The organism is Mesorhizobium sp. B2-3-11, assembly GCF_006442215.1.
GTDB lineage: Bacteria > Pseudomonadota > Alphaproteobacteria > Rhizobiales > Rhizobiaceae > Mesorhizobium > Mesorhizobium salmacidum.
Genome location: NZ_VFVS01000029.1, coordinates 1 through 18,289 on the forward strand (window position 1 = coordinate 1; position 18,289 = coordinate 18,289).

An 18,289-nucleotide genomic window follows, 5' to 3' on the forward strand; every position below is an offset into this window, starting at 1 on the left:
TCCGCTTCACCGCCATCGCAAATCCCTCCGAGCAATAATCGAAGTGAATCACAATGCCAGAATTGCGCAACAGGCCCTCGTGGGCAGATGTCCGGCAGGACAGAGGGGGCGCTGTCCCGCCGACGTTTCGGATTGGCGGCCTCAACCGCCCAGCGCGTCAAGCCGCGCACGAAGGGCTGCGACTTCCTGCTCCAGCCCTTCCACCCTCGCCTCCAGGTCGGAGACGGGGATAGCCGGCGCACTCCGGTGCGCCGATAGAGCGGCAACATCGACCGGGCCAGCGAGGAGATGCACGTAGCGGTCCTCGCGCTGGCCCGGCCCGCGCGGGATTTCCTGGACCAGCGGTGGCCGGCGGCCGATCAGCATGTCGAGTTCACCGCGCAGGTCTTCGATCGACGAAAACCGCGCCATGCGCTCAGCGCGCGCCAGCAGCTCATGCGCCGTCTGCGGTCCGCGCAGCAGGAGCAGGCCGAGCAGCGCCGTTTGCGGCGTGGTCAGCGAGAAGCGCTGCGCCATCTGATGCTCATAACGCTCCACGCGCGAGCCGAACATCTGCCGCACGAGTCCTTTCTGCTCAAGCAGCTTCAGGGCCCGGTGCACCTCTGTCTGTTCCAGGGCCATGACAGGCTCGCGTGCCGTCTTCTGGTTGGCTGCGGCAAGTGCCGCGTTGAGCGTCAGCGGATAGACGTCCGGCGTCAGCTCCTTCTTCTCGATCAGGCAGCCGAGCACGCGCACTTCGACGGGGGAGAGAACAGGAAGGTCGTCGCTCATTGAGATCGCTATCCTTTCGAAAGCCGGAGGGACAACGCGAAGGATCGCGGCCTACCGCCGGACTAAACCCTTCTCTCCACCATCATCTTCTTGATCTCGGCGATCGCCTTCGCGGGATTCAGCCCCTTCGGACAGGTCTGCGCGCAGTTCATGATGGTGTGGCAGCGATAGAGCCGGAACGGGTCTTCGAGATTGTCGAGCCGTTCGCCCTTGGCCTCGTCACGGCTGTCGATCAGCCAGCGGTAGGCCTGCAGCAGCGTCGCCGGGCCGAGATAGCGGTCGCCGTTCCACCAGTAGCTCGGGCACGAGGTGGAGCAGCATGCGCACAGGATGCACTCGTAAAGCCCGTCGAGCTTTTCGCGGTCCTCATGGCTCTGCAGCCATTCCTTGGCCGGCGTTGGCGACACCGTCTTCAGCCATGGCTCGATCGAGGCGTGCTGGGCGTAGAAATTGGTAAGGTCGGGCACCAGGTCCTTGATCACGGGCATATGCGGCAGCGGATAGACCTTGATCGCGCCTGAAACGTCGTCGCAGCCCTTGGTGCAGGCAAGCGTGTTCGAACCGTCGATGTTCATGGCGCAAGAGCCGCAGATGCCCTCGCGGCAGGAGCGGCGCAGCGTCAGCGTCGGGTCGATCTTGTTCTTGATCCACAGCAGCGCGTCGAGCACCATCGGCCCGCAATCGTCCATATCGACGAAATAGGTGTCCATGCGCGGGTTCTCGTCATCGTCCGGCGACCAGCGATAGATGCGATATTCGCGCAGATTGGTGGCACCCTCCGGCTTCGGCCAGGTCTTGCCCTGTTGGATCTTCGAGTTCTTCGGGAGGGTGAGTTCGACCATTACCTCAGGTCCTTTCGGATGACGAGCTTCAGCCCGGACCAGATTTCATTCACGGCGGCGACCTTGACGTCGACAAGGTCGAGCTTCAGCGCTTCAGCGCGGACAACGCTTTCGGTGACATCGGTGTCCACTTTCGACGCCTTCTTCGGCCAGGAGACCCAGATCATGCCGTCGCGTTTGATCGCCGCTTCGACATAGCCGAGGCGACCCTCGATCTCGGCGCGCTGCCGGGTGAAGGCGTGGACGGCGTCGTATTTCAGGGTTGCGCCCGAAATGCCGGACCATTCGGCCAGCCGGTCGACCTCGGCAAAATCGACGGCCTCAGTGAGGCTCTCGAGTTCGGTTGGCAGCGCGATAAAGGCGGCAATCATGCCGTCCTTCAGGCCGAGCTTGGCCGGAAGGGGCGTGCCGGAATATCCCGCCGCCGTCGCCATTGTCAGTACACCCTGGCCTTCGGCGCGATCTTGGCGAGACTGATGCCGCCGTCTTTCTCCGCCACCAGTGGCTCGGTGTGCACCGGCCGGTAGGTCAGCGTCACCGCACCGTCCTCGCCGAGACGGGCGAGCGTGTGCTTGCGCCAGTTGGCGTCGTCGCGGGCGGAAAAATCTTCCCGCGCGTGCGCGCCACGGCTCTCCTTGCGCGCCTCGGCGCCATGGACGGTGGTGATGGCGTTGGCCATCAGGTTTTCCAGCTCCAGCGTCTCGACCAGGTCCGAATTCCAGATCATCGAGCGGTCGAACACCTTTATGTCCTTGAGCTCGGTCCAGATTTGCGAAATGCGCCTGCAGCCGTTTTCGAGCGATTCCTGCGTACGGAACACGGCTGCGTCCTCCTGCATCGCCTTCTGCATCTTTTCGCGCAGAACCGCCGTCGGCGTCGAACCGTTGGCATGGCGCAGCCGGTCGAAGCGGTCCATGATCTTGTCGACCGAAGCCTGGTTGGGCGACGGGATCGCCGCCTTGCGGTCGATGACTTGGCCGGCGCGGATCGCCGCGGCGCGGCCGAACACCACCAGATCGATCAGCGAGTTCGAGCCCAGCCGGTTGGCGCCGTGCACGGAAGCGCAGCCCGCCTCGCCTACCGCCATCAGGCCGGGCGAGACCCGGTCGGGGTTTTCGGCGGTCGGGTTGAGCACCTCGCCCCAGTAATTGGTCGGCACGCCGCCCATATTGTAATGCACCGTCGGCAGCACCGGGATCGGCTCCTTGGTCAGGTCGACACCGGCGAAGATTTTTGCCGACTCCGAAATGCCCGGAAGCCGTTCGTGCAGAACCGCCGGATCGAGATGATCGAGGTGCAGGAAGATGTGGTCCTTGTTCTTGCCGACGCCGCGGCCCTCGCGGATTTCCAGCGTCATGCAGCGCGAGACGACGTCGCGCGAGGCGAGGTCCTTGGCCGACGGTGCGTAGCGCTCCATGAAGCGCTCGCCCTCGGAGTTGACGAGGTAGCCGCCCTCGCCGCGCGCACCCTCGGTGATCAGGCATCCGGCGCCGTAAATGCCGGTCGGATGGAACTGCACGAACTCCATGTCCTGCAGGGGAAGCCCGGCCCGTGCGGCCATGCCGCCGCCGTCCCCGGTGCAGGTGTGCGCCGAGGTGGCGGAGAAATAAGCGCGCCCATAACCGCCGGTCGCCAGCACCACCATCTTGGCCGAGAAGCGGTGAATGGTGCCGTCATCGAGATTCCACGCCACGACGCCGGTGCAGGTGCCGTCCGGCTCCATGATCAGGTCGAGCGCGAAATACTCGATGAAGAACTGCGCGTTGTTCTTCAGCGACTGGCCGTAGAGCGTATGCAGGATGGCGTGGCCGGTGCGGTCGGCCGCGGCGCAGGTGCGCTGCACGGGCGGGCCGTCGCCATAGTTCATCATGTGGCCGCCGAACGGTCGCTGGTAGATCTTGCCTTCTTCGGTGCGCGAGAAAGGCACGCCGTAATGTTCGAGCTCGTAGACCGCGGCCGGCGCCTCGCGCACCATGTATTCCATGGCATCGACATCGCCCAGCCAGTCCGACCCCTTGACGGTGTCGTACATGTGCCACTGCCAGGAATCCGGCCCCATATTGGAGAGTGAGGCGGCGATGCCGCCTTGCGCGGCGACCGTATGCGAGCGCGTCGGGAACACTTTGGTGATGCAGGCGGTGCGCAGGCCCTGTTCGGCCATGCCGAGCGTGGCGCGCAGGCCAGCGCCCCCGGCGCCGACGATCACCACGTCGAACTTGTGGTCGACAAAGGTATAGCCTGCCGCGTTGGCTGATTTCGTGTCCTGGGCCAAGACTTCAGCCTCCGAATGCCAGTTTCAGCAGGGCGAAGAGCGAAGCGACGCCGACCGCTATGGTGAAGAATGTGTTGAGGGCGATCAGCGCCAACTTCATGCCTTCGCCATGCACATAGTCCTCGATGATCACCTGCATGCCGATCCGCATATGGTAGAGCGGCGAGATGAGCACCAGGGCCATGACCAACGCCACGAACGGGTTGGCGAGCGCTGCCCGCACCTGCGCATAACCGGCACCGTTGAGCGCGATCAGGAACCCGGTGAAAAACAGGATCAGCGGGATGTTGGCGATCGCCGTCAGCCGCTGGCGCCAGAAATGCCCGGTGCCTTCGCGGGCCGAGCCCAAGCCGCGCACCTTGGCGAGCGGAGTGCGCATGTCGATGTTTTTCGCACTCATCACAAAGCTCCCCGCGCCATATAGCCGGCGATCCAGATCAAGAGTGTGAGCAGGACCGAGCCGGCAAGCGTCGCCCAGGCGATCTTCGAGGCCGTGTGTTTTTCAAGTCCGGCGCCGGTATCCCAGATCAGATGGCGGACACCGCCCAGCATGTGATGCATGAGAGCCCAGGTGTAGCCGAACAGGATGAGCCGGCCGAGCCACGTGCCGAACGCCCAGTTCACCCAGTCGAAAGCACCCTGCGAACTTGCCGCCGCCATCAGCCAGACGGCGACCAGCAGCGTGCCGAAATAGAGCGCCCCCCCGGTGATGCGATGAATGATCGACATCGTCATGGTGATCGGCGGCCGGTAGACCGTCAGGTGCGGCGAAAGCGGCCTTTCGCGTCTGGCTTGGGTGGCTGGTGATTTGCTCATGGCTGCCCCAGTTCGGCGTCTCCCGCCTCAGGTGGAAATGCGGCATTGCCGCTTCCGGTTGCGACTTCGGACAGCCGGTTTCTAATGCTCTTTTTGCACCGCGTCAAAGCCAGAAAACCGTTTCGAAAACGTAATTTAGTCTGACTAAAAGGCCGGATGCGGCTTAATCGATTAGCGGCTGAGCACCCGAAGCCGGCTCGATATCGTTGCAGTGCAGCATGTCTGGCCCGAGGCGCTGCCGTGCCGGGATTTGCATCAGCGGGTGCAGGTCTGCGGCGTCGACCCCCTCTTCATCACCAGCGCCTCGCGCCCGTCGATCACGATTGCGTCATGCGTCACCGCCTGGTAGCGGCTGCTCTGGTTTGCCGGCGATGCCGCGAACTCCTCGGTGGCGCCTTCCTGCCCGACCACGCGCAGCGACGTGCCGAGATTTTGGATGGTGATCATGCCGCCATTGCCGCACCTATAGGTGGCCATGCCCGTGGTGAGGCGTGGCGCGGTGAGGTCCGTGGTGATCTTGGTTGCCGGTGGCGCGGGCTGTTGCTGGGCGGGAGCGGCAGGCGGCACCACGGGTGTAACCCTGCTCGCGGCCTTGGGCGCGCCGTCTTCCGGCACACAGGCACCGGCCGCGAAAAGCAGCGGAATAATGAACGACACCCGAACCGTTCGGCCAAACATCATGTGCTGCCCCCTCATGCCCCGAGGCACGCTAGCCACGCGGCGCGGCAAGATCAAGTTCGCCCGGCCGGCCATGTCGACCGGTTGGGGACATCGGCGGCGAACTGCAAAAATTAACCATGTTCATTAAGAAACGGCCATTGAGCCGCTCCTCCCCTTAACAAAGGTTAAGAAAGAGTTAATTTCCGATTCGGATCAGATCGGGGCGCGATCTCTCTCGCGCCGACAAAGGGAGAGCGACATGCATTCCAACTCAGTGCGGGCCAAATCGGTGCGGGCCAAACTGGTCCGGACAAGCCTCGCGGTCACGCTGGCCGCACTTGCCGTTGCGGTGGCCGCGCCGGCCGAGGCCGGCTTGCGCCATCACGACCGCGTCTACGCCGATTCGTTCGGCAATCTCGTCATCGACAGCGCCGCCGGCTACAAGCGCATCATCGTCGGCCAAGGCAAGCTGGCCAAACAACTGTCCGACTACACCAGCGCCGGCCAGCCCAAGGTGATCTACCAGAATGAATCCGACGACATATCGGGCGACGGCGACTGCTATCGCCCGCCGGTGTTCGTCAAGGGCCGCTCGTATATGTACGGTCTTTCCGACGGCGAGATGCCGGAGCTCAGCCCCTGCCGCTGATACGGGCCTGGCCGATTCTTACCACGGCCAGCCCATCGGCTGGCCCGGTGGAGACACGCACGCAGTCGCGCCCGGCATTCTTTGCCAGGTAGAGCGCTTCATCCGCACGCCGCATCAGGTCTGAGAAACCCTCGCCCATGTGAAGCTCGGCAATGCCGAAGCTCGACGTGCAGCGCGTGTCGCGCGGCAACCCGTTGACGGGCGAAGCGCCGAATGCGTGGCGGATGCCTTCCGCGAACAGCCGGGCGGCTGCAAGGTTGGCTCCTGTCAGGATAATAGCGAACTCCTCGCCACCGATGCGGCCAACCACGTGATGACCCTCGGCCGCCTCTCGCAGCAGGCCGGCGAAGGTCTCGATCACCCGATCGCCGGAGGCATGGCCGAAACTGTCGTTGACGCTCTTGAAATGATCGAGATCGGCAATGATCATTGCCACCGGCGCGCCCAGGCGCGTGGCGTCGTGCACGGCCAGCTCCGCGTGACGCGTGAAACCACCACGGTTGAGCAGGCCCGACAGCGTGTCGACCTCCGACTTCGACGTCACTTCGGCAAGCACATCGCGAACGAGAATGGCCAGCATCAGCAGAGCCAGCGCCAGCGCAAAGACAGTGCCCAGCGACTGCGACACCAGCGCGTAACTGCTTTGCAGATAAGCCTGCGGATTGGCGCCCCAGCCGCCGAGCGCATGCGCGATGAACGGCTTTGAGGCAAACTGCAGGCCGCTGGCGGCAAGCAACGCCATCAGGATCAGATCGAGCCGACCGCGGCCTTGCCTCGACTGCCAGACGATGCCGAGGCCGGTGAACTGCATGGCTGCGTAGGGAAGCTGGTAGACCATCATGCGGGTGAGCGACTGGCGCGGCAGATCCTGCACGAAATAGACCGCGATGGTGGTGACGGCCAGAAAGAACAGCATCGGCGTCCATGGCGGCGCCACGCCATATTTGCGGGCAAGTCCGCCATTGAAGGCAATGGTGGCGCCGAGGAAAACGGCAAAGGCGGTAACCACCGGAAGCCGCGCGTCGCTGAAGACGGGAATGCTGAATTCGATCGCCGAATAGGCCATGCCCAGGACATAACCTGACGCCAGCCAGCGCGCCGGCGCGCCGGCATCGTGGAACGAGACAGCCATGAAGGATGCCGCCAGCAGGCCGGCGACCGCCAGGTTGATCAACAGGATGAAGTTGGCGCCGCTCATGGATCCTCAAACCCCTGCCGACAGCTAAACATCGCCGGGCGAAAAAGACGTTAACGCCGAGCGCGGATGCGGCGGTCAGCTAGCCCTGAGCGGCTCCGGCACGAACACCGTCTCCGGTCGCTCGTAGGAGACGCGCACGCCGTCGCGGCCATTTTTCTTGGCCTTGTAAAGCGCCTCGTCGGCCCGGCGCAACAAGGGCTCCAGCGTCTCGTCGCCGCTGCGGGCCGCCACGCCGAAGCTGGCGGTGACCTTCGTGCCGGCGGGAAGCCCGTCGACGCCGCCGGCCGAATAGAGTGTGCGCACCGCCTCGGCGAACAGCCGGGCGGCGGCGAGATCGGTCAGCGGCAGGAGCACGGCGAATTCCTCGCCGCCGATGCGCCCCGCGGCACCTCGTGCTCCCGTGGCCGAGCGCAGCTTGGCGGCAAAGTCCGCAATCGCGCGGTCACCGGCGGCATGCCCGTGCACGTCGTTGAGGGCCTTGAAATGGTCGAGGTCGGCCAGCACCAGCGCCACCGGGAATTTGGCCATGGCGCAATGCTGCAGCAGCATGGCGGCGCGCTCCTCGAAACCTCGGCGGTTGAGCAGCCCCGAAAGCGGGTCGGTATGGGTTTCCGTCTTCAGCGCCTTCATCACGTCGAGCGCGGCCGCGGTGAAGAGGCAAAGCGCGATCAGCAGCGACAGCAGTGCGTGCGACAACAACGCCGTCGTCCAGTAGGACGAGCCGTAGAAGCCGTCATAGCTGGCGAAGGGCCCGTGCGCGATGACCACCACCAGGGTGCGCACGAAGAAATTGACGCTGGACAGCAGCGACAGCACGAACAGGATCTTTTCTGTCGGGCCATTGTTGCGCACCGGGCGCAATTCGGCGGCGACGAGCAGGCTGAGGCCGCCGAAGCCGAAATTCATCGCCAGGATGCGCCAGGTGAGATCCGGGGTGACGAAGAGAAACCACGCGAACGCCGCAAGGCCGCCGCCCGCCAGCACGGCGATTCCCACACCGGGCACCTTCCTGCCGTAGCGGGCGATGATGGCGCCCGACAGGCAGCAGGCGGCGATGGTGAAGCAGATGTTCGACACCAGCTTGGTCAGCACCACGCCGATCGGCAAGCTGAAATACTGGAACAGGAAGCCGGGCGCCGAGGCGCAGTAGCTGAGCGCCAGCACCGCCAGATAGGGACGATGGCGCTGGTAGAACCACAGCACGAGAAACGCCGCACCGAGCGCCAGCGCGATCGTCGGATTGAGCAACGCTATGAACAGGCCAGTGTCCAAAGGACCGTGACTTCTCTCGCTTGATGTCACGGAAGACCTTAGGGGGCAAGCCCAAACAAGCCGTTAAGCCAGGGTGTTGGCGCGATATGTCGGCGGGGAACCCGCTGCTGTCGGCAGCGTTCCTCAATTCACAATCCAGGAGCAGGCCATGGCCGACACGATCACATTGACCGACCACGATGCAATCCGTTCATGGGCTGCCGGGCGCGCCGGCTTTCCGGCAATCGTCGACATATCGCCCGAGGCTGGGACGCAGCCCATGCTGAGGCTGGTCTTCGGCCAGAACGCCTATCAGGACCAGGACCAGCCGGAACGGCCCGTCAATGCCGGCGGCTATGAGCTTGTCGAATGGGACGAATGGTTCAAGCTCTTCGAAGAGCAGCAGCTGGCGCTCGTGGTCGCGGCGGACGAACCTGGTCGCCGCGAGGAATTCCACGAGCTCATACGGCGTGACGGCAAGGCCTGACCCGGGCCGCGCCAGGCTTGGGTCAATGCCGAGCCTGGCTTATTTCCAGTCGCGGATGTCGACGAAGTGGCCGGCGATCGCCGCCGCCGCCGCCATCGCCGGCGACACCAGATGGGTGCGGCCCTTGAAGCCTTGCCGGCCCTCGAAATTGCGGTTCGAGGTCGAGGCGCAGCGTTCATGCGGCTTCAGCCGGTCGTCGTTCATGGCCAGGCACATCGAGCAGCCCGGCTCGCGCCAGTCGAAACCGGCGGCGAGAAAGATCTTGTCCAGCCCCTCGGCTTCCGCTTGCTCCTTCACCAGGCCGGAGCCCGGCACGATCATGGCATCGACATGCGGGCTGACCGTCTTGCCTTCGACCACCTTGGCGACGGCGCGCAGATCCTCGATGCGGCCATTGGTGCAGGAGCCGATGAAGACGCGGTCGAGCGTGATGTCGGTGATCTTCGTCCCCGGCGTCAGGCCCATATAGTCGAGCGCGCGCAGCTTGGAGGTGCGCTTGTTCTCGTCGGTGATGTCATCCGGGTTCGGCACGATGCCTTGCACTGAGACGACGTCCTCGGGCGAAGAGCCCCAGGAGACGATCGGCGGCAGTTTCGCCGCGTCGAGCACGATCACCTTGTCGAAATGCGCGCCTTCGTCGGTCCGCAGCGTCTTCCAGTATTCGAGCGCCGCGTCCCAGGCAGCGCCCTTGGGCGCGCGCGGCTTGTCCTTGACATAGGCGAAGGTGGTCTCGTCCGCCGCGATCAGGCCGGCGCGCGCGCCGCCTTCGATCGACATGTTGCAGATCGTCATGCGGCCTTCCATCGACAGCGCACGGATCGCCTCGCCGGCATATTCGATGACATAGCCGGTGCCGCCGGCGGTGCCGATCTCGCCGATGATGGCGAGGATGATGTCCTTGGCGGTGACGCCTTCCGGCAGCACGCCATCGACGCGGACCAGCATGTTCTTGGCCTTGCGCTGGATCAGCGTCTGCGTCGCCAGCACATGCTCGACTTCCGACGTGCCGATGCCATGCGCCAGCGCGCCGAAAGCACCATGGGTGGAGGTGTGGCTGTCGCCGCAGACGATGGTCATGCCCGGCAGCGTAAAGCCCTGCTCAGGTCCGATGATGTGGACGATGCCCTGGCGGATATCGTTCTCGGAATAATACTCGACGCCGAAATCCCTGGCGTTCTTGGCCAGCGCCTCGACCTGGATGCGGCTTTCCTCGTTCTTGATGCCGAACTTGCGCTCGGGCGAGGTCGAGACATTGTGATCGACAACGGCCAGCGTCTTTTCCGGGTGACGGACTTTTCTGCCGCTCATGCGCAGGCCCTCAAAGGCCTGCGGGCTGGTCACTTCATGAACGAGGTGGCGGTCGATATAGAGCAGGCAGGTGCCGTCGTCCTGGCGATCGACGACATGGTCGTCGAAAATCTTGTCGTAGAGGGTGCGCGGTGCGCTCATGTGCGTAAATCCGTCGATATGAGAATGGGAAAGAACTGATGCCGCAAGCCTGCAGCTGGCCGTCAGGGATCAGCGAAGTCGGCTGGTCAGGGCGCCGGACATGCGCGCGGAGAAGCGCGACGGCAGGCGTTTTCTGTCCTGCAGCACGAATCCCTTGTAGGCCGGATCGCCAAAAAGCTCTTCCATGGCCGGGTAGATAGCAATGTTTCGGGTTTTCGGCAATTGCGGCGTGTCGCCAGCGCTCAGATCACCTCGAACACAAAGGTCCTCACCAGCGCGTCCGGCTCGGCGATCGCATAGCAGCGAAACCACGGGCTTGCCTCAACCGTCCGCCACTTTCCTCCCTGCTCCAATTCATCGAACACCACCTGGAACCCGCCGCTCTCGAAAACCTGGTCGCGCACGGTGAAGATGGCGTGGCCGCCCTTCTTCGTGATGCGCACCAGCTCGTGCAGGCCAGACGCCGGCGCGTGGCTGATGGTGAACACACCGGTGGAGAAGAAGGCGCGGAAATGGCCGTCCGGCCACGGCAGCGGGCCGCCAAGCATCGCCTGCTTCAGCTCGCAGTAGGCATTGCGACTGCCGGCGATCTTGAGCATGTCGTCCGAGAGATCCAGCCCGGCAATGTCACTGTAACCGAGCGCTTTCAAGGAAGGTCCCGACAGGCCGGTGCCGCAGCCGGCGTCGAGCAGCGGCCCCTCGCCCGCCGGCACGTGGCGCGCCACCCAGGCGGTGATCAGGAACGGCAGGAGATAACCGAGCGAGGCGGTCTCGCTGTCATAGGTCGCGGCCCATGCGGCATAGGCCTGCGCCAGCGTTTCGGGCGTATCGGCCGTGTAGACCGAATCCAGCGCCGCGTTGGCCTTGTCTATGTTCATGGGGCATGCTCCTCCTCCGGTAAGCGCCCGAGCCTAACGCTGTCCTGGCCGAAAAACTATTCCTCGTGCTGGCGGCGCAAACGCCGCTCCAGCGCCCTGAGCGACAGCGACAGGCCGACGGTGAGGATGAGATAGATATAGGCTGTTATCGAATAGGTCTCGAAGAAGCGGAACGAGCCGGCCGCATACACCTTGCCCATCTGCGTGATGTCGGCGACGCCGAGCACCGAGACCAGCGAGGAATCCTTGACCAGGGCGACGAAATCATTGCCGAGCGGCGGCAGGATGGTGCGGATCGCCTGCGGGAACACGACCAGCCGGAAGCGCTGCGCGCGGCTCAGCCCCAAGGCCTTCGCCGCCTCGATCTGGCCTTTCTCGACCGACTGGATGCCGGCCCGGAAAACCTCCGAGATGAAGGCCGAATAGCCGATTGTCAGCGCCATGATGGCGCGCCACAGCAACGACACGTCGCGCACCAGCAGCTCGCCGAGAATGCCGGCGCTCTGCAACGGCGCGGTCAGCGCGTTCCAGGCCGCGACGAAGGCCGGCGCGCCGGCAAACGCGATCCAGAACAGCAGCACCAGGATCGGCACGCCACGGATGATCTCGACATAGAAGCGCGCGATCTGCCGCAGCCAGGTCGAGCCCGACAGGCCCATGAGCGCAATGCCGAGGCCGATCACCGACGCCAGGACGAAGGCGATGACGGTGACGAACACGGTGATGCCGATGCCCTTGGCGACGGTGGCGAAGACCTGCGCGTAGAGATCGCTGGCCGCGATGGCGAGTGCGGCCGCCAACGCAAGGACGCCGGCAACGGCGAGCCACCAGGGAAAGTCGGGTTTGGAGATGGAGGGGGCTGCCATCAGGTGGCGTAAGAACTGAGAGAGGGACGCGGGCGCAGCCTCAGCGCAACTCCCTGCCCCTCAGACGACTCCTTCAACAAGATTGGCTCACTGCCCCATCTTGTAATCAAGGAACCATTTCTTGTTGAGCGCATCGAGCGTGCCATCCGCCTTGAGCGCCGCGATCGCCGCGTTGACCGGCTTCACCAGGTCCGAGCCCTTGGGGAAGATGAAGCCGAAATCCTCGGTGCCGAGCGGGCCGCCGATCAGCTTCAGCTTGCCCTCCGAGGCATCGACATAGCCCTTGCCCGCAGTGCCGTCGGTCAGCACGACGTCGACATCGCCGGATTTCAGCGCCTGCACCGTGGCGCCAAATGTTTCGAACAGTTTGATGCGCGGGTTCTGCTCATTGCCGTCCAGCACGCTGTAGACGGCGGTATAGAATGGCGTGGTGCCCGCCTGCGCGCCGATCAGCCCGTCCTTGAAGGCGCCGAAGGTCTTGGCATCGGTGAAGCGGCCTTCATCGCCGCGCACCAGCATGAACTGTTCCGAGCGCATATAGGAGTCGGAGAAATCCACCTTCTGCTTGCGGTCGTCCTTGATGGTGATCCCGGTCATGCCGATGTTGTACTGGTTATCCGAAACCGCCTGGATCATCGCGTCCCAGGAGGTGTTCTGGTACTCGACCTTGAAATTGAGCCGCTTGGCGATCTCGTTCATCGCGTCATATTCCCAGCCGATCTGTTTGCCGGTCTTGGCATCGATGAATTGCAGCGGCGGATAGGCATTCTCCGTCACCACCACCACCTTTTTGCCGCCGAGATCGGGCAGCGCCTGCGCGAAGGCGGCAATGGGCGCCAAGACGAGAGCCAGCAGGCCGGCCAGCAGCAATTTTGATTTGGTCATGACAACACTCCCCGGAAATTGAAAGCGCCCGGGTATCGACCGGGCTTGCAAGAAAATCCGGCGCCGACTTTAGCTTTCCGCAAGCGCCATGCAAGACGGCACGCTGCGTTGGGATAGCCCAAAACGGATTTGGATGCCTTCAATCCGGAGATTTCCGGAACGATCCGTGCCACGGCAATGGACGGCTGCGTTGACGGCTAGGATTTTCCCGTGTCGGGGACCGACGCGTCCGTCGATCGGTCGTCGGCCACAGCGCTACGCAGGCCCGCGACAAGATGGGTGAGTGTGCCGTGCAGGGCCTTCGCTTCGCCTGGTCCGAGCGGGACGCTGCAGGCAAGTGCGGTCGAGACATCCTTCATGCGGGCGCGCAGGGCCTGGCCCTTGGCTGTCGGCTCGACCAGCACCCGGCGCTCGTCCGCGGCATCGCGCCGGCGGGTGACCAGGCCGCCCGCCTCCATCCGCTTGAGCAGCGGCGTCAGCGTCGCTGAATCCAGGCCCAGCGCTTCGCCAAGGTCACCCACCGTGCTCGGCGCACGTTCCCACAGCGCCAGCATCGCCAGGTATTGCGGATAGGTCAGGCCGAGCGGATCGAGCAACGGCCGGTAAAGCTTAGTCATCAGCCCGCTCGCCGAATAGAGCGCGAAGCAGAGCTGCTGATCGAGCCGTGGCACCGGGATCGCCCCGGCGGCCTCCGCCGGGGCCTCGCTGTCTTTCGTTTCGACCTTTGTCGTCATGCCGCCTTTACCGAAAGCGCCACCTCGACATTGCCCCTGATGGCGTTCGAATAGGGGCAAACCTGATGCGCCGCCGATACAAGCGCTTCCGCCGCCGCCTGATCAAGGCCTTTTGTCTCCGCCGCGAGCGCAACGCCGAGCCTGAAGCCCTCGCCGTTGGGAAGCAGGCTGACAGTGGCGGTTACCGCGGCATCTTCGAGCGGCAGTTTCTGCTTGCGCGCGACGAAGCGGACGGCGCTTTCGAAGCAGGCGGCATAGCCGATGGCGAAAAGCTGTTCGGGATTGGTGGCGCCGCCCGGCCCGCCGAGCTCCTTGGGCATCGCCAGGTCGACCTTGAGCAGGCCGTCGCTGGTCTCGCCATGGCCGGCGCGACCGCCGGTCACGTGGGCCTGTGTGGTGTAGAGTGCCATGTCATAGTCTCCAATCATATTGTGCACGATTATTTAGTACACTATGTAATTGGAGGTCAACCACCGTTCCGCATTCCCGGAGCTGAAAAGCGTTCACAGTCTGGTGAAACGAAAAAAGGCGGCCAAAGCCGCCTTTTTCAAAATCCTTCGTCGAACCTTATTCGGCGGGGGTCGCTTCAGCGGCCTTGGCTGCTTCGGCCTCGGCGGCCGCCTTCTTCTCTGCGGCTTCCTTGGCGGCCGTCTCGGCGGCCAGCGCCTGGGCGGCGGCGACCTTCTCGGCCTCGATGCGGGCCTTCTCGGCGTTCAGCGCATCACGCTCCTCATCGTTGAGCTTGCGGGCGCGCACGCCGGTGTTTTCCGAGATACGAGCCGACTTGCCGCGACGATCGCGCAGGTAATAGAGCTTGGCGCGGCGCACCTTGCCGCGGCGCACGATCTCGACGCCTTCGACCATCGGCGAGTAGACTGGGAACACGCGCTCGACGCCTTCGCCGTAGGAGATCTTGCGGACGGTGAAATTTTCCTGGAAGCCGGAACCGGCGCGGGCGATGACGACGCCCTCATAGGCCTGGACGCGGGTGCGGGTGCCTTCGGTCACGCGGACCTGGACGCGCACGGTGTCGCCGGGCTGGAATTCGGGAAGCTTGCGCTTGGCTTCGATCTTGGCGGCCTGTTCGGCCTCGAGCTGACGGATGAGATCCATCTAGAAATCCACTTCTTGTTCTTCCGACAGTCAGAGCGCCCTACGCTCGCCTTGCAGTTCCATTCGACCGCTCGGCTATGTCCTTTGTCTCCAAGACATTTGTCTTCAAAACATCGGCAGGGGCGACTACACCGTCATTGTTGACGGGTCCGGCAGATTGTTCTTGCCGGTACGGGCGGGCACATACAGCTATTTCGGCGCTTTGTCACGCCTTGCCCACGCATTTTTTGCCGGCATGGCTCCCGGCATGGCACCATCTTAATCCTGCCGTGCCGGGTTGCGCAGGTCCGGCAAGCTCCCTAAGGCAGAAATAGCACACATCCTTACGGCGGCCCTCCATGTCTGTCTTCCACGCCATCCTGCTCTTCCTGGCGGGCTTTTTGTCAGGCGCCGCCAACGCGGTCGCCGGCGGCGGCACCTTCATCACCTTCGGCGCCATGACATTGGTCGGCGTGCCGCCGATCCTCGCCAACGCCACCTCCTCGGTGACGCAATTTCCCGGCTACATCACCTCGACGCTCGCCTACTGGGACGATATCAGGCACTTCTGGCGCGGCGCGCTGCTGCTCTGCCTGATCTCGGCCGGCGGCGCGCTGGCCGGCGCGCTGATCCTGCTGGCGCTCGACAATTCATCCTTTCGCGCCTTGGTGCCGTGGCTGCTTTTGGGCGCGACGGCGCTGTTTGCCGCCGGACCCTGGCTGAAGCCGGCGCCGAAACCTGGACATGAAGCGGCCGTGGGTTCTCTCGCCGGTTCGCTGGCCCAATTCGTCACCGCCATCTATGGCGGCTTCTTCGGCGCCGGCATGGGCGTGATGATGCTGGCCACCCTCGGCCTGACCCAAGCCGGCGATTATCACCGGCTGAATGCCTTGAAGAACATGCTCGCGGTGGTCATCGCCGCTGTCGCCATCGTCGTCTTCGTCTCGGGCGGCGTCGTCGCCTGGCCGCAGGCGATCATCATGATCCCGGCCGGCGCGCTGGGCGGCTATGCCGGCGTCTGGATCGCCAAGCGCGTGCCGCAGAAAATGGTGCGCGGCTTCGTGGTCGCCGTCGGCCTGTTTCTCGCCTTCTACTATTTCACCAAAGGCTGAGCGCCCAGAAGATCGGGCCGCCTCTCCTTCGTCAGCCGCTCTGACTGCTCACGCCGCCAGGCGGCGATCTTCTTGTGATTACCCGAGATCAGCACTTCGGGAATCTCCCTGCCCTCGAATTCCTGCGGCCGCGTGTAATGCGGATGTTCGAGCAGGCCGTTCTCGAAACTCTCTTCCTCACCGGACACGGCATTGCCCATCACGCCGGGCAACAGCCGTACCACGGCGTCGAGCAGCACGAGTGCCGCCGGCTCGCCGCCCGACAGGATGAAATCGCCGATCGAGACTTCCTCCAGGCCGCGCGCGTCGATCACCCGCTGGTCGACACCTTCGAAGCGGCCACACAGGATGACGGCGCCCGGCCCGGCGGCGAGCTCGCGCACGCGCGCCTGCGTCAGCGGTTTGCCGCGCGGGCTCATCAAGAGCCGCGGCCGCAAATCACCGGGAGGCGAAGCATGGTCGACCGCCTTGGCCAGCACATCGGCGCGCATCACCATACCGGCGCCGCCGCCGGCCGGCGTGTCGTCGACGGTGCGATGCTTGTCGATGGCGAAATCGCGGATCTGGATCGCATCAAGCGACCATGTGCCGGCTTCCAGCGCCCGTCCGGCCAGCGACACGCCGAGCGCGCCGGGAAACATCTCGGGATAGAGCGTCAGCACCGACGCGGCAAAACTCACCGGTTGCCCCCGGCGTCGCGCGGTCCGCGCGGCCTGCCCTTGGGGTCGAAATCGTCCTCGCGCGGCGCCTCACCATCCTCGTCCTCGACCAGACCGGCCGCCACCGGGTCGACGCGGACAAAACCCTCGGCGATCGACACGGCAGGCACGGCGACCTGCGTGAACGGGATAAGCACACCCTTGCGCCCGGCGAGCGTCACATCGAGAATGTCGCCGCCGCCGAAATTGTGCACCGCGACGACCTTGCCGATGGCGGCACCGGTATCATCCCGGATTTCCAGCCCGATCAGGTCGGCATGGTAGAATTCGTCCTCCTCGCCATCATCGGGCAACATCGAGCGGTCGACGAACAGCTCCGTACCGGCAAGCGCTTCGGCCGCGTTGCGGTCGTTGACGCCCTTGAACCGCACCACGACAACGGTGTTGGCAGGCCTTATGTCGGTGATCTGGAAGGCACGGCCGTCCCTGGCGTAGAGCGGCCCGTAGTCGGCCAGCGCCATTGGATCGCCGGTGAAGGTTTTCACCCTGAGCTCGCCCTTGATACCGTGCGCGGCTCCGATCACGGCCATTTGGACGGGGTTTTGGGGTTTGCTCATGGGCGAAAAATCCTTTGCCCCTGCTCTAGCGCCGCCTCGCCGTCATTTCAATGACGGCCTCTTCACCGCTTCCTAACCCGAATACCCGAAAATGCCGCCATGCAGGAATTTCTCATACCGGCAAAACCCGATCTCCAGGCGGCGCGTGAAAGCTGGCTGAAGATGCTGGCGCGCGAACGCCGGCTGTCGCCGCAAACGGTCGAGGCGTATGAGCGCGATTCACGCCAGTTCCTGCACTTCCTTACCGGCCATATCGGCGGACCGCCCGGCATTTCCGATATCTCGGACCTGCGCCCGGCCGATCTGCGCGGCTTCCTCGCCGCTCGCCGCAATGCCGGTGCCGGCGCACGCACGCTTGGCCGCGGATTGGCCGGCATCCGTTCGCTGCTGCGGTTCCTCGAACGACGAGGCCTGGCCAATGCGGCTGGTGCGGCTGCCTTGCGCGCGCCGCGCCAGCCCAAATCGCTGCCCAAGCCGCTGACGGCGAGCGATGCCAGGCACGTGGTTTCCGTCGAGGGTCAGCTGGCTGAAGAGCCCTGGATCGCTGCCCGCAATGCCGCCGTGCTGACGCTGCTCTACGGCTCGGGCCTGCGCATTTCGGAAGCGCTTGGGCTGGCCGGGGCCGATCTGGCATCGGAGGCCGACACCGTGCTGCGCGTCACCGGCAAAGGCGGCAAGACGCGGCTGGTGCCGGTGCTGCCGGTGGCGCTCAGGGCAATCGCCGAATACCGCAGGCTCTGTCCCTACCATCTCGATCCCAAGGGCTTGCTGTTTCGCGGCGCGCGCGGCGGCCCGCTCAACCCGGCCATCATCCAGCGCGACATGGCGAAACTGCGCGCGGCGCTCAACCTGCCTGACACCGCGACGCCGCATGCCTTGCGCCATTCCTTCGCCACCCATTTGCTCGGCCGTGGCGGCGATCTGCGCACCATCCAGGAACTCTTGGGCCACGCCAGCCTGTCGACGACGCAGATCTACACCGGTGTCGACACCGCAAGACTGCTGGAAATCTACGAATCGGCCCACCCCAGGGCCTGAACCCTTCAATTTT

The 18,289-nt window shown here is 64.4% G+C and carries 22 protein-coding genes; 4 read left to right on the forward strand and 18 right to left on the reverse strand.

Going from position 1 to position 18,289, the window contains the following annotated elements; translation table 11 throughout:
- Positions 1–141: 141 nt before the first annotated feature.
- The 7 genes from FJ960_RS27540 to FJ960_RS27570 all read right to left on the reverse strand — a co-directional run bounded on the left by FJ960_RS27540 (position 142) and on the right by FJ960_RS27570 (position 5,382).
- Positions 142–771, reverse strand: a complete 630-nt coding sequence (locus FJ960_RS27540; RefSeq protein WP_140718264.1) for a DUF480 domain-containing protein — start codon at positions 769–771, stop codon at positions 142–144.
- Positions 772–833: 62 nt separating this feature from the next.
- Positions 834–1,613: a succinate dehydrogenase iron-sulfur subunit gene (locus tag FJ960_RS27545; RefSeq protein WP_027145528.1), complete on the reverse strand. Its 780-nt coding sequence runs from the start codon at positions 1,611–1,613 to the stop codon at positions 834–836.
- Positions 1,613–2,047, reverse strand: a complete 435-nt coding sequence (locus FJ960_RS27550; RefSeq protein WP_140718266.1) for a DUF3052 domain-containing protein — start codon at positions 2,045–2,047, stop codon at positions 1,613–1,615. The genes FJ960_RS27545 and FJ960_RS27550 overlap by 1 nt, the downstream gene beginning before the upstream one ends.
- A gap of 2 nt (positions 2,048–2,049) precedes the next feature.
- Positions 2,050–3,885 carry a succinate dehydrogenase flavoprotein subunit gene (gene sdhA / locus FJ960_RS27555; RefSeq protein ID WP_140718267.1) on the reverse strand — a complete coding sequence of 612 codons (1,836 nt, stop codon included), beginning with the start codon at positions 3,883–3,885 and terminating at the stop codon, positions 2,050–2,052.
- A 4-nt stretch (positions 3,886–3,889) separates the two neighbouring features.
- Positions 3,890–4,285, reverse strand: a complete 396-nt coding sequence (sdhD, locus tag FJ960_RS27560; protein WP_140718269.1) for a succinate dehydrogenase, hydrophobic membrane anchor protein — start codon at positions 4,283–4,285, stop codon at positions 3,890–3,892.
- The gene (gene sdhC, locus FJ960_RS27565; protein WP_027145532.1) at positions 4,285–4,701 is read right to left on the reverse strand and encodes a succinate dehydrogenase, cytochrome b556 subunit; all 417 of its coding nucleotides are present in this window, start codon (positions 4,699–4,701) and stop codon (positions 4,285–4,287) included. Before sdhC ends, sdhD begins: the two co-directional genes overlap by 1 nt.
- A gap of 255 nt (positions 4,702–4,956) precedes the next feature.
- Complete coding sequence (locus FJ960_RS27570) at positions 4,957–5,382, reverse strand: hypothetical protein (RefSeq protein WP_140718271.1); 426 nt, start codon at positions 5,380–5,382, stop codon at positions 4,957–4,959.
- Between the two features lie 253 nt (positions 5,383–5,635).
- Here FJ960_RS27570 and FJ960_RS27575 point away from each other — a divergent pair, with 253 nt between their 5' ends.
- Positions 5,636–6,010 carry a hypothetical protein gene (locus tag FJ960_RS27575; protein WP_140718323.1) on the forward strand — a complete coding sequence of 125 codons (375 nt, stop codon included), beginning with the start codon at positions 5,636–5,638 and terminating at the stop codon, positions 6,008–6,010.
- On the opposite strand, the gene FJ960_RS27580 is transcribed toward FJ960_RS27575, so the two are convergent.
- Complete coding sequence (locus tag FJ960_RS27580) at positions 5,994–7,208, reverse strand: GGDEF domain-containing protein (RefSeq protein WP_140718273.1); 1,215 nt, start codon at positions 7,206–7,208, stop codon at positions 5,994–5,996. The two genes, FJ960_RS27575 and FJ960_RS27580, sit on opposite strands and share 17 nt — an antisense overlap.
- Positions 7,209–7,283: 75 nt before the next feature.
- Positions 7,284–8,480: a GGDEF domain-containing protein gene (locus FJ960_RS27585; RefSeq protein WP_140718275.1), complete on the reverse strand. Its 1,197-nt coding sequence runs from the start codon at positions 8,478–8,480 to the stop codon at positions 7,284–7,286.
- Positions 8,481–8,628: 148 nt separating this feature from the next.
- Here FJ960_RS27585 and FJ960_RS27590 point away from each other — a divergent pair, with 148 nt between their 5' ends.
- Positions 8,629–8,946 (forward strand): hypothetical protein, encoded by a 318-nt coding sequence (locus FJ960_RS27590; RefSeq protein ID WP_027145537.1) that lies wholly within the window; start codon positions 8,629–8,631, stop codon positions 8,944–8,946.
- Between the two features lie 39 nt (positions 8,947–8,985).
- On the opposite strand, the gene leuC is transcribed toward FJ960_RS27590, so the two are convergent.
- The 7 genes from leuC to rplS all read right to left on the reverse strand — a co-directional run bounded on the left by leuC (position 8,986) and on the right by rplS (position 14,871).
- A complete protein-coding gene (leuC, locus tag FJ960_RS27595; RefSeq protein WP_140510293.1) occupies positions 8,986–10,395 on the reverse strand; it encodes a 3-isopropylmalate dehydratase large subunit in 1,410 nt (469 codons plus the stop codon).
- 242 nt (positions 10,396–10,637) lie between these two features.
- Positions 10,638–11,273, reverse strand: a complete 636-nt coding sequence (locus tag FJ960_RS27605; protein ID WP_140718277.1) for a class I SAM-dependent methyltransferase — start codon at positions 11,271–11,273, stop codon at positions 10,638–10,640.
- Positions 11,274–11,329: 56 nt separating this feature from the next.
- A complete protein-coding gene (locus FJ960_RS27610; protein WP_140718279.1) occupies positions 11,330–12,139 on the reverse strand; it encodes an amino acid ABC transporter permease in 810 nt (269 codons plus the stop codon).
- Between the two features lie 87 nt (positions 12,140–12,226).
- Complete coding sequence (locus FJ960_RS27615) at positions 12,227–13,024, reverse strand: transporter substrate-binding domain-containing protein (RefSeq protein ID WP_140718281.1); 798 nt, start codon at positions 13,022–13,024, stop codon at positions 12,227–12,229.
- Between the two features lie 197 nt (positions 13,025–13,221).
- On the reverse strand, positions 13,222–13,758 hold the full coding sequence (locus FJ960_RS27620; protein ID WP_140718283.1) for a MarR family winged helix-turn-helix transcriptional regulator: 537 nt from the start codon (positions 13,756–13,758) through the stop codon (positions 13,222–13,224).
- A complete protein-coding gene (locus tag FJ960_RS27625; RefSeq protein ID WP_140718285.1) occupies positions 13,755–14,168 on the reverse strand; it encodes an organic hydroperoxide resistance protein in 414 nt (137 codons plus the stop codon). Before FJ960_RS27625 ends, FJ960_RS27620 begins: the two co-directional genes overlap by 4 nt.
- Before the next feature lie 157 nt (positions 14,169–14,325).
- Positions 14,326–14,871, reverse strand: coding sequence for a 50S ribosomal protein L19 (rplS, locus tag FJ960_RS27630; RefSeq protein WP_027055127.1), 546 nt, complete (start codon positions 14,869–14,871; stop codon positions 14,326–14,328).
- Between the two features lie 338 nt (positions 14,872–15,209).
- Between rplS and FJ960_RS27640 the strand changes: the two genes are divergently transcribed.
- Entirely contained in the window at positions 15,210–15,962 is a 753-nt protein-coding gene (locus FJ960_RS27640) for a sulfite exporter TauE/SafE family protein (protein ID WP_140718287.1), read from the forward strand.
- On the opposite strand, the gene trmD is transcribed toward FJ960_RS27640, so the two are convergent.
- Together trmD and rimM are read right to left on the reverse strand one after the other, a co-directional pair.
- Positions 15,944–16,642 (reverse strand): tRNA (guanosine(37)-N1)-methyltransferase TrmD, encoded by a 699-nt coding sequence (gene trmD, locus FJ960_RS27645; RefSeq protein WP_140510306.1) that lies wholly within the window; start codon positions 16,640–16,642, stop codon positions 15,944–15,946. The genes FJ960_RS27640 and trmD overlap by 19 nt on opposite strands.
- A complete protein-coding gene (gene rimM / locus FJ960_RS27650) occupies positions 16,639–17,238 on the reverse strand; it encodes a ribosome maturation factor RimM (RefSeq protein WP_140510308.1) in 600 nt (199 codons plus the stop codon). The genes trmD and rimM overlap by 4 nt, the downstream gene beginning before the upstream one ends.
- Before the next feature lie 99 nt (positions 17,239–17,337).
- Between rimM and FJ960_RS27655 the strand changes: the two genes are divergently transcribed.
- Complete coding sequence (locus FJ960_RS27655) at positions 17,338–18,276, forward strand: tyrosine recombinase XerC (RefSeq protein WP_140718289.1); 939 nt, start codon at positions 17,338–17,340, stop codon at positions 18,274–18,276.
- Positions 18,277–18,289 lie beyond the last annotated feature (13 nt).